This window comes from Deinococcus koreensis, assembly GCF_002901445.1.
GTDB classification, from domain to species: domain Bacteria; phylum Deinococcota; class Deinococci; order Deinococcales; family Deinococcaceae; genus Deinococcus; species Deinococcus koreensis.
Genome location: NZ_PPPD01000002.1, coordinates 364,968 through 379,462 on the forward strand (window position 1 = coordinate 364,968; position 14,495 = coordinate 379,462).

Here is a 14,495-nt window from a genome sequence, read left to right on the forward strand (position 1 = left end):
CACCCACGAACCAGGGATCGTGCCGCCCGTCTGAAGGCTGGAGGGGCTGAACTGCACCTCGAGCCAGCGCATCGCCGCGTCCATCTGATCCGGCACGACCCATGACCGGCGGGGTCGTTCGGAATGGCCCGTTGCGCCCGCACCACCTCCGTCCTGTGCGAGGTGCCCTCACCCGGATCGGGATGAGTGTCTGCCGGTGCTGCGTCATCGGCTTCCCCATGAAGTGGAAGGGGCTGTGGATCACCATCCATGAACCCCTCACGATTTCAGCGAAGTCCAGCGCATCAGCAGGAGTGAGGCACATGGGTGCCACAGCCGGGTGGGCTGGGATCAGTTTCAGTTCAGGCCCGCCGCGCACCCGTAGAGGCCAGTGCCAGGCTTCAGGGCGATGTCGGCGTTGTACTCGCGGCTCCCGGCCGGTTCTCAACCCTCTGGGTGCACTTGAGGTCACTGCAGAGTGAGCAGCGGAGGGTCACCACCCCAGGGGAGATTTCGTCCAGACGCTCGAGCACCTGCCAGCACCCGTAGGGCGTCAGGTTCACGCTCTCGCCGATCAGGATCATCTCGTCGGTGTTCAGGCTCACCACCACCGTCCCCCGGCGATCTCCCATCATGTCGAGGATCCGGGACGCTGGAAATGACCGAGATATCATTTACTATTAATGAATTGAGGAGCAAGAGGAAGTAGTAAGGAAACATACAGACCGGGTGTGCTGAGGTGATCTGTAAGCCCCGTTATGTCTATACCTCTTCTGACAAGCCAGTGGTCGGCACCTCTCTCCAACCACTTGGCCCAACACGTTGTAAAGGTCATGGCTTCCTCTTCGATGGCCAGGAAACGGCGTCATGCCAGCTTCACGCAGGACGGAACAGTCATCCTGGAGCACCAGACTCATCGGGTTCCTTCGCACCAATCAGTGCTGTCCCCGGTGCCCACTCAGCCTTCAGGCCGGTTCAAGCGTCAGGAAGCTCAGGTCATACCGGTTGCGCTCATCGGCGGGGCGCTCGCGGCGGGCGACTTCTCTCCATTCGCCAGGCAGCTCGGGAAACCAGGTGTCGCCCACGATCTGCGCGTGAACGAGCGTCAGCTCCACGCGGTCAGTCTGAGGCAGGTACAGCCGGTAGATCTCCTCGCCGCCGATGATCATGACCTCGGGCACGTCTCCGGCGGCGTCCAGGGCAGCATCGGGAGACGTCACGACGGTGCAGCCCGGCGCATGGTACCCAGGGTTGCGGCTCAGGACGATGTTGTGCCGCTCCGGCAGGGGACGCTGAAGCGAGTCGTAGACCTTGCGGCCCATGACCACCGGCTTGCCCAAGGTCAGCCGTTTGAAGTGGAAGAGGTCGGCGGGCAGGCGCCAGGGCAGGTCTCCATCCTTCCCGATCACGCGGTTTTCGGCCATCGCCACGACGAAGGTGAGGCGTGGGCTCACACGGCAACCGGGGCCTTGATCCGCGGGTGCGGATCGTAGCCGGTGAGGCTGAAATCGCTGTATATGAAGGCGTCGATATCCTTCACGTCCGGATTCAGGTGCATGGTCGGGAGGGGACGGGGCTCACGCCCCAGCTGCTCGCGGGCCTGCTCAAAGTGGTTGCTGTACAGGTGGCAATCGCCGCCCGTCCAGATGAACTCGCCGGGTTCCAGGCCGCAGACCTGCGCGACCATCAGGGTGAGCAGGGCGTAGGAGGCGATGTTGAAGGGTACGCCCAGGAACAGATCGGCGGAGCGCTGATATAACTGGCACGACAGCCGCCCATCCGCCACGTAGAACTGAAACAGGACATGGCAGGCGGGAAGGGCCATCTGCTCGATCTCGCCCACGTTCCATGCCGAGACAATCAGGCGGCGGGAATCTGGATTGGACTTGATCTGCTCGATGACCTGCGCGATCTGGTCGATGTGTTGGCCGTCCGGCGTGGGCCAGCTGCGCCACTGCACCCCGTAGACCGGGCCGAGTTCGCCGTCCGCCCCCGCCCACTCGTCCCAGATGCTCACGCCGTTGTCCTTCAGGTAGGCGACGTTGCTGCTCCCCTTCAGGAACCACAGCAGCTCGTGGATGATGGACTTGAGGTGAACCTTCTTGGTGGTCACCAGCGGAAAGCCCGCCTGAAGGTCGAATCTGAGCTGGGCGCCGAAGACCGAGCGCGTGCCGGTGCCGGTGCGGTCGGTCTTGACGGCGCCGTGTTCGAGCACCTGGCGCATCAGGTCGAGGTAGGACTGCATATGGAGACCAGTGTAGGAGACGGCGAGCAAGTCGGACTCGGCCTGCTCAGCCCACCCCGCCCAGTGCGTGCACCGTGTCCCGGGTCTGGGTGTAGAGCTCCCGGTACAGCGAGTACAGGCGGTCATACTCGGGCTTCAGGGCTCCATTGGGCTCCACCCGTTCGCCGGGCCTGACCCAGGTGTTCAGGTCATCCCGCTCCAGCACGCCGGCCGCGAGCCCGGCCAGGAAGGCGTCGCCGTAGGAGGCGCCCACCGTGACCTGCGGCACCTCCTGCGCCAGCCCGCAGATGTCCGAGACGATCTGCAGCCAGGTGTGGCCCCGGGTACCGCCCCCCACCGCCACGACCCGCCGGATGTCGGCCCCCAGGTCGCGGAAGGCCTCGAGGTTGTGGCGGACGCCGTAGCCGACCCCCTCCAGCGCGGCTCGGAAGAGGTGTTCACGGGTGTGAGAGAGGGTCAGCCCGGCGATCACGCCGCGGGCGCGCGGATCGTTGATGGGCGTGCGCTCGCCACTGAAGTAGGGCAGCAGGAGCAGGCCGTCCGCGCCGGGGGCGAGGGCCGCCGCCCCGGCGAACAGGGTGTCGTAGGCGGCGGCGGTCTCGTGCTCCTGGGCGAACTCATCCACGAACCAGCGGGTCAGCGAGCCGGTGGTGCCCATGCCGGCGGCCAGGTTGACCTGCCCCGGGAACGCGCCGCCGACCGACCACACGCGCGGGTCGGGCGTGGGGGCGTCCTGCACGAGGATGAAGAAGGTCGAGGAGCCGTACATGACCATCAGGTCGCCGGGCTGCAAGGCGCCCACGCTGAGGCCCTCGGCGAGCGCGTCCACCGTGCCCACGGCGACCGGCGTGCCCTCGCGCAGCCCGGTCTCGGCCGCCGCCTGCGCGGTGACGTGGCCGGCGACCTCGTCGCTCCAGGCGAGGCGGGGCAGGACGTCCAGGCGCCGGTCGCCCAGCACGGCCGCCGCGTAGCGGTCGGTCCAGGAGCGCGTGCGCGGGTCGTACAGCGGCATGGTGTGGGCGCCGGTGTGGTGGTCGATGACGTGCTCGCCGGTCAGCCGGAAGGTCAGGTAACTGCTCGCGGTGGTGAGCATCGCGGTTCGGGTCCAGACCTCCGGCTCGTGTTCGCGCAGCCAGCGCATCTTGGGGCCAATCGCCTGGCTGGTCAGCGCCATGTGGCTGTGCGCGAAGATCGCGTCGGCGCCGATCTCGGCCTCCAGCGCCTCGATCTGCGCCTGGGCGCGGGTATCGATGCCGTACAGGATGCCGGGCCGCAGGGGGGTTCCGGCCCCATCCAGCGGCAGCAGTGTCGGGCCGATGGCGCTGCAGGCGACCCCTGCCACCCGCCCGGCCGTGCCCGGTTCGGACAGCAGCTCCCGCAGGATGGCCTGCACGTCGGCCCACCACACGAGGTCGGCGTCCTGCTCGACGTGCCCGTGGTGCGGCATGTCGATGCCGTGGGGCACCGTGTGCTGCCGCCGAATGGCGCCCGACAGATCGACCAGCACCCCCTTGCTGGAATAGGTGCCGACGTCCACGCCGATCAGCAGGTCTCGGCCCGTCTCAGCCGACATCGATCATCACTTTCATGGACGCCCGCTTCTCGCGGTCGGCGAACTCGAAGGCCTCGGGCGTCTGGCCGAAGGCGTAGCGCTGCGTGACCAGCGCGTCCAGGTTCACGGCGCCGCTGGCGACGAGCCCGATCGCGGCCGGGTAGCAGTTGGCGTAGCGGAACACGCCCCTGAGGGTCACCTCGCGGCTGGCGGCGCCCACGATGTCCAGACTCACCTCGGGATCGGGGGGCAGGCCCACCAGCACGGCGACGCCGCCCGGCTTGGGCGCGCTCATGCTCAGGCGGGTGGTGGGCAGCGAACCCGCCGTCTCGAAGGCCACGTCCACCCCGCCGTGCGAGAGCGGCAGGCCGCCTTGCGCCGCGCCCAGCTCGCGGATGAAGGCCAGCGCGTCGCCGCTGCGGGCGTTGAAGGTGTGGGTCGCGCCGACCCGGCGGGCGAGCTCCAGGCGGAAGTCTTCCAGATCGACCGCGATGATGGTCGTGGCGCCCGCCGCCCGCGCCGCCATGATCGTGGTGCAGCCGATGGGGCCGGCGCCCAGCACCGCGACCGAGTACCCGGGGCGCACCTCGCCCTTGCGCGCGGCCCAGACGCCCACCGCCAGCGGCTCGAGCAGCGCCGCCGCGTCGTCCGAGACCGAGTCGGGCACCGGGAACACGAAGTCGTCGGGCCACAGCACGTACTCGCTGAGCGCCCCGTCCACGGGCGGCGTGGCCATGAAGGTCATCTCGGGGCAGAGGTTGTAGGCACCGGACTTGCAGTAGGCGCAGCGCCGGCAGGGGTAGCCGGGCTCCAGCGCCACCCGGTCGCCGGGCCTCACGCGGGTCACGCCCGCCCCGACCGCGTCTACCACGCCGCTGACCTCGTGGCCCAGCACGAGCGGCCCCTCGACCACGAAGCGGCCGATGCGCCCGTGGGTGTAGTAGTGCACGTCGGAGCCGCACACGCCGATGCGCCCGACCCGCACGCGCACCTCGCGGGGGCCGGGGGCGGCGACCTCGCGGGTCTCCCAGGCCAGCGTGCGGTGGACGGTCAGGACGGCCGTTTTCGAGGAGACGGAGGTCATGGTCTATTCTCTCCTCTGCTCACCGGCATTGGACTCACCAGCACGTGTACCCCCCGTCCACGACCAGGGTGTGCCCGGTCACGAAGCTCGACGCGTCGGAGGCGAGGTACAGCACGGCCGGGGCGATTTCGGCGGGCTCCGCGAGGCGGCCCATCGGGGTTTCCTTCAGCCAGGTGTCGCGCCACTCGGGCGTCTCCAGGCCGCGCCGGGTCAGGGGCGTGGCGGTGTAACCGGGCGCCACCGCGTTCACGCGCACGCCCCGGCCCCCCCACTCGCCCGCCAGCGAGCGGGTCAGGTGGATCACGCCCGCCTTGCTCGCGTTGTAGCCCGCCTGCGGCTGCGGGTGGTTCGAGATCATCCCGCTCATGGAGGCGGTGGAGACGATGGCGCCCTTACCGCGCGCGAGCATGGGGCGCCCGAATTCGCGGCAGCACCAGAACACGCCGTCGAGGTTGACCCGCATCACGGCCGTCCAGTCCTCGTCGGGGGTGGACTCGGCGGGCGTGTTGCGCACGATCCCGGCGTTGTTCACCAGGATCTCCACGTCAGGCAGCCGGGCGGCGAGCGCGGCCACCGCGGCCGCGTCGGTGACGTCGAGCACCTCGAACGCGGCGCCGATGCCCTGGGCCGCCTCGGTGCCCACGTCGGGGTTCAGGTCGGCGATGGTCACGCGGGCGCCGGCCTGGGCCAGCCCTCGGGCGATCTCGAAGCCGATGCCCTGGGCAGCGCCGGTCACCACCGCGTGGCGGCCGTCGAGGCGGAACAGGTCGAGGATCTGGGGGGGAGTGGGGAGCTGGGTCATGGGCGAGTCCTTGTGGTGGGGCCGGAAGCTGGGCCGGCCGGGGAGAGGGGCGGAGCGGACTCAGGCGGGCGGATCAGATGGGTTCGATGGAGCCCTCAGGACGGGGTCTTCACGCCGCCGGACGCCCGCACCGCAGACGCCGTGGGGACGTCGCGGGCGAGGCGCTGCAGCGCGCCCAGCGGGCCGTCGCTCTGCAGGCTCGCGCGCGCCGCGAGGTAGGCAGCCCGGAACCGGGCGCTCTGCCCCAGCTCGCCGAACACGGCCCGCAGCTCCAGGAACGCGCCCGGCTGCCGGGCCTCACGGCGCACCGCGCCCTGCAGCTCGGCGGCGCGCGGGTCGCTCAGCGCCGGGAAGCGCCCCCCGTCCACCGCCTCGATGTAGGCCGCCCAGGAGGCGACCACCAGCGCGCAGCGGGCGATCTCGCCGCCGGCGTCCAGCTGCGCGCGCACCACCGGCAGCAGGAAGCGGGGGATGCGCTCGGAGGCGTCCACGATCAGGCGGGCCAGGGTGTCCCGGATGGCCGGGCTGGCGAAGCGCTCGATGAGCTCTGCGCGGTAGGCGGCCAGGTCGATGCCCGGCACCGGGCGCAGGGTGGGCGTGGCCTCCCGCGCCATGTAGCCCAGCAGGAAGTCCACGAAGTCCGGCTGCCCGCAGACCTCGTGGACATAGGTGGAACCGGCCAGCAGGCCCAGGCAGCCCATCGCCTGATGCGAGGCGTTGAGCAGCCGCAGTTTCATCAGCTCGTAGGGCTCGACGTCCGGCACCAGCTGCACGCCGACCGTCTCCAGCGCGGGCCGGCCCAGGGTGAAGCGGTCTTCCAGTACCCACTGGGTAAAGGCCTCGGCCACCACCGGCCAGGCGTCGTCCACGCCGAATTCGCGGGCGACCTCCTGGCGGGTCTGCTCGGTGGTCACGGGCGTGATGCGGTCGACCATCGAGCTGGGGAAGGCGACCTCGCGGGCCACCCACTCGCCCAGTTCGGGGTCTTTCAGGCGGGCGAAGGTGGCGAAGGCCTGCCCCGCCACGTGGCCGTTGCCCTGCATGTTGTCGCAGGACAGGACGGTGAAGGGCCGCAGGCCGCGCTCCCGCCGGCGCCGCAGCCCCTCGGTGACGTAGCCGAAGACCGTGCGGGGCACGGCCCCGGGCGTCAGGTCATGCTGGAAGTCGGCCCCCGAGGGATCGAACTCGCCGGTGGCGTTGTCGGTGCCGTAGCCGCCCTCGGTGACGGTGAGCGAGACGATCCGCGTCTCAGGGCTCGCCAGTTTCTCCAGCACCGCCTCGGGATCGTCGGGCGCGAACAGGAACTCGTGCAGGGCGCCGATCACGCGGGCCTCGGCGTGGCCGTCGGGCGCGCGGGAGACCAGGGTGTAGAGGTGATCCTGCGCGGCCAGCACGTCCCGCATGCGGGCGTCGCCGGGCATGACGCCCACGCCGCAGATGCCCCACTGTGCCGATCCAGCGGCGTCCGCACCCAGCAGCCGGTCGAGGTACATCGCCTCGTGCGAGCGGTGGAAGCCGCCGACCCCGAAGTGGACGATGCCGGAGGTGAGCGCGCTGGGATCGTACTGGGGCACAGCAACGCGCTGATCCAGGGTGGACAGGGCCGCACGGTTGAGTTTGACGGTCATGGGGACTCCGGACTCCGGGAACGTGGAACGGGCTGGGCCCGGGAAGGGTGTGCGGGGCGGGCTCCCGGAGCCGCCTATTTCACGGCCCCGAAGCTCAGACCGCGCACGAGCTGGCGCTGGGCGATCCAGCCGAAGATCAGCACGGGCAGCACGGTCAGGGTGGCGGCGGCCGAGAGCTGCGCCCAGAAGAGCCCCTGGCTGGTCTTGAAGGAGCCGATGAACACGCTCAGCGGCGCGGCGTCCGAGTTGGTCAGGTTCAGGGCGAAGAAGACCTCGTTCCAGGCGAAGATCAGGCACAGCAGCGCGGTGGCGAAGATGCCGGGCAGCGAGAGCGGCAGCGCGATGTTGAAGAACTCCCGGCTCACCGAGGCGCCGTCGACCTTGGCCGCCTCGTAGATGGCCTGCGGGATCTCGGTCATGTAGGAGTGCATCATCCAGACCACCAGCGGCAGGTTCATGGTGGTGTACATCAGGATCAGGCCCGGCAGGGTGTCGAGCAGCCCCAGGTTGCGGTAGATCAAGAAGAGCGGGACGATCACGCCCACCGCCGGCATGAACTTGGTGCTCAGCATCCAGGTGAGCACGCCCTGGGCTCGCCGGGTCGGGTAGACCGCCAGCGCGAAGGCGGCCGGCAGGCCCAGCGCGAACGCCGCCAGGGTGGAGCCCAGCGCCGCGATCAGGCTGTTTCTCAGCGCCGGGAAGTAGCCGCCCAGGGCCTTCTCGAAGTTCTCCAGGGTGGGCGTGAAGACGAACACCGGCGGGGTGGCGAAGGCCTGGGCCTCGGTCTTGAAGGCGGCCAGGATCATCCAGACGAGCGGAAACAGGAAGGCCAGCGCGATCAGGTAGGTCAGCGCGGTGAGCAGGCCGTTGCGCAGCGCGTGGCGCTGGCTGGTGGGGCGGGGAGCGGCCGGTTTCGGAGCGGCGGGGCGGACGGTCGGCAGGGTCGTCATGTCAGCCTCCCAGGCTCGACTTGCTGCGGCTCATGAAGCGCAGCAGGTACACCGCCAGGATGTTGGTCAGCACCACGGTCAGCACCCCGGCGGCGCTGGCCAGCCCGATGTTGTACTCGGCAAAGGCCTTCTGGTAGATGAAGTAGGGCAAATTTGTGGTCGCCAGCCCCGGCCCCCCGGAGGTCGAGCCGTAGATCTCGCCGTACACCTGAAGCAGCGCGATGGTCTCCATCAGCACGACCACCTGGATGGCCTGCGACCAGTGCGGCAGGACGATGTGCTGGAACTCCTGCAGCGGCGAGGCGCCGTCGAGCCGCGCGGCCTCGAGCTGGTCGTCGGGCAGGCTCTGCAGGCCGGTGAGCAGGATCAGCATGGCGAACGGCATCCATTCCCAGGTGATCATGGCGATCACGCTGCCCATCGGATACTGCGCCAGGAAATCCACCGGCTGCAGCCCGAGCCGTAGCGTGACCCAGGAAAAGAAGCCCGAGACCGGGTTGAGCAGCATGTTCTTCCAGATCACGGCCGTGACGATGGGCATGACCAGGAAGGAGCTGATCATGACGGTGCGGAGCAGCGCCCGGCCGGGAAAGTCGCGGTTGAGCAGCAGGGCCATGGCGCCGCCGATGATCAGGGTCAGCAGCAGCGTGCCCAGCGCCAGCACCAGGGTGTTGACCACGATGCGGAAGTTCTCGGGATTGGTGAGCAGGTTGGCGTAGTTCGCCAGTCCCACGAAGGGCCGGTTGTCCGGCTCGACCAGGTTGTAGCGGAAGAACGAGTAGTAGACCGTCATGAAAAACGGCACCTGGGTGGTCGTGATCAGGTACAGCAGGGCCGGCCAGATCAGCGCGGCGGGGGTCAGGCGCAGCCCGCGTTTGGGCGTGGGCGCCGTGGTGGTCACCGTGGTGGGTGTGGCAGCGACGGTCATGAACTTCACCTCCGGCGGGGAGCGGGAAGAAGGCGGGCGGGAGGAGGGGGCCAAGGCACGCCTCCCTCCTCCCGCCCGCGTACGGCTCCGGGCTTACTTCTGGTAGCCGCCTTCCTTGGCGGTCTTATTGGCGGCGTCCTGCGCCAGCTTGAGGGTCTGGTCGATGGTGGCCTGGCCGCTCAGGGCGCCGGCGAGGTACTGGCCGACCTGAGTGCCCAGCGCCTGGAATTCGGGGATGGCGACGTACTGGATGCCGGTGTAAGGCACGGGATCCTTGGTCGCCTTGGTGACGTCGGCCTTGGTGATGGAGCTGAGCACCAGCGAGCTGAAGGCCCCGGCCGCCTTCTTGTAGTTGGCGTTGTTGTAGGTACTGGTGCGGGTGCCGGGGGGCACCGAGGCCCAGGTGCCCTTGGTCTTGGCGACCAGCGCGATGTACTCGGGGCTGGTGGCCCAGGTGATGAACTTGAAGGCCGCGTCCTCCTGCTTGGTGGACTTGGGAATGGCGAGGTTCCAGCTCCAGTACCACGCGTTGCCGCGCGGCGTGGTGCCGACCGGGGCGTTGGCGAAGCCCACGCTCTTGACGATCTTGGAGGAGCCGGGGTCGCTCAGGAAGCCGGCGGCCACGGTGGCGTCGACCCACATCCCGCACTTGCCCTGGCTCATCAGCGTCAGGTTCTCGGTAAAGCCGTTGGAGGTGGCGCCGGGGGGGCCGTACTTCTTGAGGGTGTCGACGTAGAAGGTCATGGCCGACTTCCAGGCCGGCGTGTTCAGCTGGGCCTGCCAGTTGTTGTCGAACCAGCGCCCGCCGAAGGTGTTGACCATGGTGGTGAAGAAGGCCATGTTCTCGCCCCAGCCGGGCAGGCCGCGCAGGCAGATGCCGTACACGCCGCTGGCGGGCTTGTGGATCTTGGCGGCGAAGCCCTGCACCTGCTGCCAGGTGGGGTTCTGCGGCATGGTGAGGCCGGCGGCCTTGAAGAGATCCTTGTTGTAGAAGGTCATCGAGCTTTCGGCGTAGAAGGGCACGGCGTACAGGTTGCCGTTCACCGTGAGCGCCGTGCGGACGCCGGGGATGATGTCGTTGACGTTGTAGCTCCTGGCGATCTCGGCGTTCTTGGCGAACATGGGGGTCAGCGGATCGAGCCAGCCGTTCTTGGCCCAGATCGGCACCTCGTAGGCGCCCACCGTGGCGACGTCGAACGATCCCGCGCCGGAGGCCACGTCCAGGGTGATCTTCTGGCGCAGTTCGTTCTCGGGCAGCACGACCCACTTGACCGTGATGTCCGGGTACTTCTTGTTGAACTCGGGGGTGAGCCCCTGCATGGTCACCATGTCGGGGTTGTTCACGGTGGCGATGGTGATGGTGGAGGCGGCCAGGCCCGTCGTGGCGACGGCGGCGGCGGTCAGGGCAAGGCTGAGCAGCAGGGGACGTTTCATGGGTGTTCCTCCGGGGCCGCCCAGGGGCTGACGGCGTGAGCACGGCGCGGGGCAGTCGCTCCGGGCACACAGCCGTGCCGGGCGGGCCAGGTGGCCGCTCCACCTGAACACTCTTGAAATGGTCTCGTGGCCATCAGTGAACCACACCGGGCCGGCGTTGTCTAGTGAAACGGTGAAAACACTGAACCCGGTTCAATGAGCTCGTGACCACCTTCACGTGGTTTGCGCGCCTCCATAGCCTACACTGGCGCCATGCCCACCATCCAGGACGTCGCGCGACTGGCGGGCGTCTCCCCCACCACCGCCAAGCGCGCCCTGCGCGAGCCCGACAAGCTCACGCCCGAGACCCTGGGCCGGGTGCAGCAGGCCATCGAGCAGCTCCACTACGAGCCCGATCAGCGCGCCGGCAGCCTGCGCGGGGGGCAGAGCACCACCATTGGCCTCATCGTGGCCTCGATCCTGGAGCCGTTCTTCGCCCAGTTCGCGCGCACCGCCGCCCACGCGCTGGCCGGCGCCGGCTACACCCTGATCATCTCCGAGAACGAGTACTCCGCCGCGCGGGAGCTGGAGGAACTGCGGCGGCTGTACGGGCAGCGGGTGGGCGGCATCATGCTGCGCCCCGGCTACGGGATGGACAGCGGCGACTACCTGGCGCGGCTCTCGGCGCGCGGCACCTGCGTCGTGCAGTACGACTACCGGCCGCCCCACAGCCCCTACCCCAGCGTGACCCTGGACAACCCCCGCGCGATGTCCGAGGCGGTGGGCTACCTGCATGGCCTGGGCCACCGCGCGATCGCCGCGCTGGGCACCTACCACCCGGTCATCCACCCCGAGGAGCGCAGCCGCACCTTCCCCGAGGCCATGAACGCCCTGGGCCTGAGCGTGCCCCCCGAGTACCAGCGGGTCACGCTGCTGACCGAGGACACCGCCTACGCCCTGACCCACGAACTGCTGGCCCTGCCCGCCCCGCCCACGGCCCTGATCGCGCTGACCGGCACGCAGGCGGTCGGGGCCTACCGCGCCATCCGCGAGCGGGGCCTGAGCATCCCGGCGGACCTCAGCCTGATCACCTTCGACAACTACCCCTGGACGGCCCTGGTCGAGCCGCCCATCACGGTGCTGGAGCAGCCGGCCGCCGACATGGCGACCGCCAGCGTGCGCCGGCTGCTCGCGCAGCTGGAGGGCCGCCCCGCGCCGGCGGGGGCACACGAGACCTTCCCGGCCCGGCTGATCGTGCGGGGCAGCTGCGCCGCGCCCTCGCTGGGGCTGGTCTCCAGCCGGTGAGCGGCCGGGACTTCGCGGCGGCTGTCCAGACGCCTGTCCAGATCCGGCGGCGGCGCGCCCGCGGGCCCTCTAGACTGAGCCTGTGACCCAGGCCCATGACCCCGCCTGAGCCCTTCAGGACGCCCGCGCCCCGCCTCTATTACGGCTGGGTGATCGTGGGCGTCACGGTGCTGGCGCTGCTGCTCGCGGCCGGCGCCCGCTCGGCGCCCGGCGTGTTCCTGCTGCCCATGGAAGAGGGTCTGGGACTGAGCCGCGCCACGCTCTCGTTCTCGGTGGCGCTGGGCCTGCTGGTCTTCGGGCTGGCCGCGCCGCTGGCCGGCCGCCTGATGGACGTGTTCGGGCCGCGCCGGGTGGCCACCGCCGGGCTGGGGCTGGTGGCCCTGAGCTTCGGCCTGAGCACCCTGGCGCGCTCGGCGCTGGCGCTGCACCTGAGCTGGGGCCTCATGAGCGGCCTGGGCACCGGGCTGGTGGGCTCGGTGCTGGGCGGCGTGGTGGCGACCCGCTGGTTCGTGCGCCGGCGCGGGCTGGTGGTGGGCCTCTTCGGCGCGGCCACCAGCGCCGGACAACTGCTGTTCATCCCGCTGCTGACCGCCTCGGCGGGGAGGGTGGGCTGGGCGGGCGGCACGCTGGTGATCGCGGGGCTGGCACTGGCGCTCGCGCCGCTGGTCTGGGCGCTGCTGCGCGACACGCCCCAGGGGGTGGGCCTGCAGCCCGACGGCGACACGCACGCCCTCCCGGCGCCCCCCCCGACCCCCGATCCCGGCGTGATGCGCCGGGCGCTCCGCAGCCGCGACTTCTGGCTGCTCTCGGCGACCTTCTTCGTGTGCGGCTTCACCTCCAACGGGATCATCGGCACGCACTTCATCGCGTTCTGCAGCGACGTGGGCCTGAGCGCGGGCTTCGCGGCCGGGATGCTGGCGCTGATGGGGGCGTTCAATTTCGTGGGCACCCTGGCGAGCGGATACTTCACGGACCGGGTCGATCCGCGCGCCCTGCTGGCGCTGTATTACGTGGTGCGCGGGCTGAGCCTGGCGCTGCTGCCCCTGCTCTCCCCGGGATTGGCCTTTACGGCCTTCGCGGTGCTGTTCGGCCTGGACTACATCGCCACCGTGCCGCCGACCACCGCGCTCACCGCCGACACCTTCGGGCGGGCGAACGTGGGCACGGTCTACGGCTGGATCTTCTGCGCGCATCAGGTCGGCGCGGCGCTGGCCTCCTGGCTGGGCGGCGTGGTGCGGGATGCCTCGGGCACCTACACGCTGGCCTTCCTGGCGGCGGCCGCGCTGGCGGTGGCGGCGGGCGTGCTGGCGCTGGGCATCCGGGCGCCGGCGCGGCGGGCCGCGCGTCCCGCCTGAGGCGCGCTAGCGTGCAGCCATGACGGCGACCCTCCCGGCACCCGCCCCCTTCACGCCCGAGCAGGCGGAGGTCGTGGCCCACGCCGCCCAGGCCATCGGTGAGCACGTGGACGCCTGCGAGGCGGCGCAGGACGTGACCCCGGCGGCGGCCCGGGCGCTGCGGGAGAGCGGCTACACCCGCCTGACCCTGCCCACGGCGTATGGCGGCCTGGGCGCGACCCTGAGCACCTTCGCCCGGGCCCAGCTGGAGCTGGGGCGCCGGGGCGCCAGCCTCGCGCTGGTGCTGGCGATGCACGGGCACGTGACGGGCGCGGCCTTCCAGGGACGCACCCTGCCAGAGCCGCTGCTGGAGGGGCTGGCGGGGGCCGGCCGGCGGGGCGAACTGCTGAACGCCCTGGCGAGCGAGCCGGAACTGGGCAGCCCCTCGCGCGGGGGGCGGCCGCGCACCGCCGCCACGTGGCAGGACGGACAGTGGTGGATCACCGGCCGCAAGACGTGGTCGACCGGCGCGCGGGCGCTGAGCTGGGGGCTGGTGAGCGCCGCCACCCCGGACGGTCAGACCGGCCGCTTCTGGATCGACCTGCAGGGCGCGGGCGTGCGCGTGGAGCCCACCTGGCAGGGCGCCCTGGCCCTGCGCGGCAGCGGCAGCCACGACCTGATCTTCGAGCAGGCGCCGGGGGCGCTGTACGCCCCACCGGGCCCGGCCCACCCGGCCAGCGGCGCGTGGTTCCAGGCGGCCGTCGCCGCGACCTACCTTGGCGTGGGCGAGGCCGCCCGCGACGCCCTGATCGCCTACGCCCGGAACCGGGTGCCGACCGCCCTGGGCGAGCCGATCGCCACGCTGGGACGCGTGCAGGAGAGCGTCGGGCGCATCGGGGCGGAGCTGCTGGCGGCGCGGTCGCTGCTGCTCCACGCGGCGGCGGCCTGGGACGGAGCCCCGGGCGAGGACGCCCTGCCGCTGCTCGGCGCGGCGAAGGTGGTCGCCACGAACGCGGCGGTGAGCGCCACCGATCAGGCGGTGCGGACGGCGGGCGGCGGCGCCCTGACCGGCGCGCTGCCCCTGGAGCGCCTGCTGCGCGACGCCCGCGCCGGGCTCACCCACCCGCCCGGCGACGAGCCGGCGCTCACGTCCTATGGCCGGAGCCTGCTGAGCGGAGCCGCAGGGCCACCTGTGTAGCGGAGGCCACAGGGCAATAGCTGGAACGCCTACTTTAGGCTTCCCCCATTCCTGCACCCGGCTTAAGAAACCGGAAA

General features: G+C 70.5%; 13 protein-coding genes. 3 read left to right on the forward strand and 10 right to left on the reverse strand.

Annotated features, from left to right (window positions below):
- Window positions 1–380 precede the first annotated feature (380 nt).
- From CVO96_RS18085 to CVO96_RS18130, 10 genes are all read right to left on the reverse strand, one after another.
- Complete coding sequence (locus CVO96_RS18085; protein WP_133161846.1) at window positions 381–611, reverse strand: hypothetical protein; 231 nt, start codon at window positions 609–611, stop codon at window positions 381–383.
- 333 nt (window positions 612–944) lie between these two features.
- A complete protein-coding gene (locus CVO96_RS18090) occupies window positions 945–1,433 on the reverse strand; it encodes a dihydrofolate reductase (RefSeq protein ID WP_103313835.1) in 489 nt (162 codons plus the stop codon).
- A complete protein-coding gene (locus CVO96_RS18095) occupies window positions 1,430–2,224 on the reverse strand; it encodes a thymidylate synthase (RefSeq protein ID WP_103313836.1) in 795 nt (264 codons plus the stop codon). The genes CVO96_RS18090 and CVO96_RS18095 overlap by 4 nt, the downstream gene beginning before the upstream one ends.
- Before the next feature lie 46 nt (window positions 2,225–2,270).
- Entirely contained in the window at window positions 2,271–3,797 is a 1,527-nt protein-coding gene (locus CVO96_RS18100) for an FGGY-family carbohydrate kinase (RefSeq protein ID WP_103313837.1), read from the reverse strand.
- On the reverse strand, window positions 3,787–4,860 hold the full coding sequence (locus CVO96_RS18105) for an NAD(P)-dependent alcohol dehydrogenase (RefSeq protein WP_103313838.1): 1,074 nt from the start codon (window positions 4,858–4,860) through the stop codon (window positions 3,787–3,789). The genes CVO96_RS18100 and CVO96_RS18105 overlap by 11 nt, the downstream gene beginning before the upstream one ends.
- Before the next feature lie 34 nt (window positions 4,861–4,894).
- Window positions 4,895–5,662: an SDR family NAD(P)-dependent oxidoreductase gene (locus CVO96_RS18110; RefSeq protein ID WP_103313839.1), complete on the reverse strand. Its 768-nt coding sequence runs from the start codon at window positions 5,660–5,662 to the stop codon at window positions 4,895–4,897.
- Between the two features lie 95 nt (window positions 5,663–5,757).
- The gene (locus tag CVO96_RS18115) at window positions 5,758–7,290 is read right to left on the reverse strand and encodes a mannitol dehydrogenase family protein (RefSeq protein ID WP_103313840.1); all 1,533 of its coding nucleotides are present in this window, start codon (window positions 7,288–7,290) and stop codon (window positions 5,758–5,760) included.
- A 74-nt stretch (window positions 7,291–7,364) separates the two neighbouring features.
- Window positions 7,365–8,240 (reverse strand): carbohydrate ABC transporter permease, encoded by an 876-nt coding sequence (locus tag CVO96_RS18120; protein WP_103313841.1) that lies wholly within the window; start codon window positions 8,238–8,240, stop codon window positions 7,365–7,367.
- 1 nt (window position 8,241) lies between these two features.
- Complete coding sequence (locus tag CVO96_RS18125) at window positions 8,242–9,168, reverse strand: carbohydrate ABC transporter permease (protein WP_103313930.1); 927 nt, start codon at window positions 9,166–9,168, stop codon at window positions 8,242–8,244.
- Between the two features lie 93 nt (window positions 9,169–9,261).
- The gene (locus CVO96_RS18130) at window positions 9,262–10,602 is read right to left on the reverse strand and encodes an ABC transporter substrate-binding protein (RefSeq protein WP_103313842.1); all 1,341 of its coding nucleotides are present in this window, start codon (window positions 10,600–10,602) and stop codon (window positions 9,262–9,264) included.
- Window positions 10,603–10,854: 252 nt separating this feature from the next.
- Here CVO96_RS18130 and CVO96_RS18135 point away from each other — a divergent pair, with 252 nt between their 5' ends.
- The 3 genes from CVO96_RS18135 (at window position 10,855) to CVO96_RS18145 (ending at window position 14,418) form a co-directional block, all read left to right on the forward strand.
- Window positions 10,855–11,886, forward strand: a complete 1,032-nt coding sequence (locus tag CVO96_RS18135) for a LacI family DNA-binding transcriptional regulator (RefSeq protein ID WP_103313843.1) — start codon at window positions 10,855–10,857, stop codon at window positions 11,884–11,886.
- 95 nt (window positions 11,887–11,981) lie between these two features.
- Window positions 11,982–13,241, forward strand: coding sequence for an MFS transporter (locus tag CVO96_RS18140; RefSeq protein ID WP_103313844.1), 1,260 nt, complete (start codon window positions 11,982–11,984; stop codon window positions 13,239–13,241).
- A 19-nt stretch (window positions 13,242–13,260) separates the two neighbouring features.
- Complete coding sequence (locus CVO96_RS18145) at window positions 13,261–14,418, forward strand: acyl-CoA dehydrogenase family protein (protein ID WP_103313845.1); 1,158 nt, start codon at window positions 13,261–13,263, stop codon at window positions 14,416–14,418.
- Window positions 14,419–14,495: the final 77 nt, after the last annotated feature.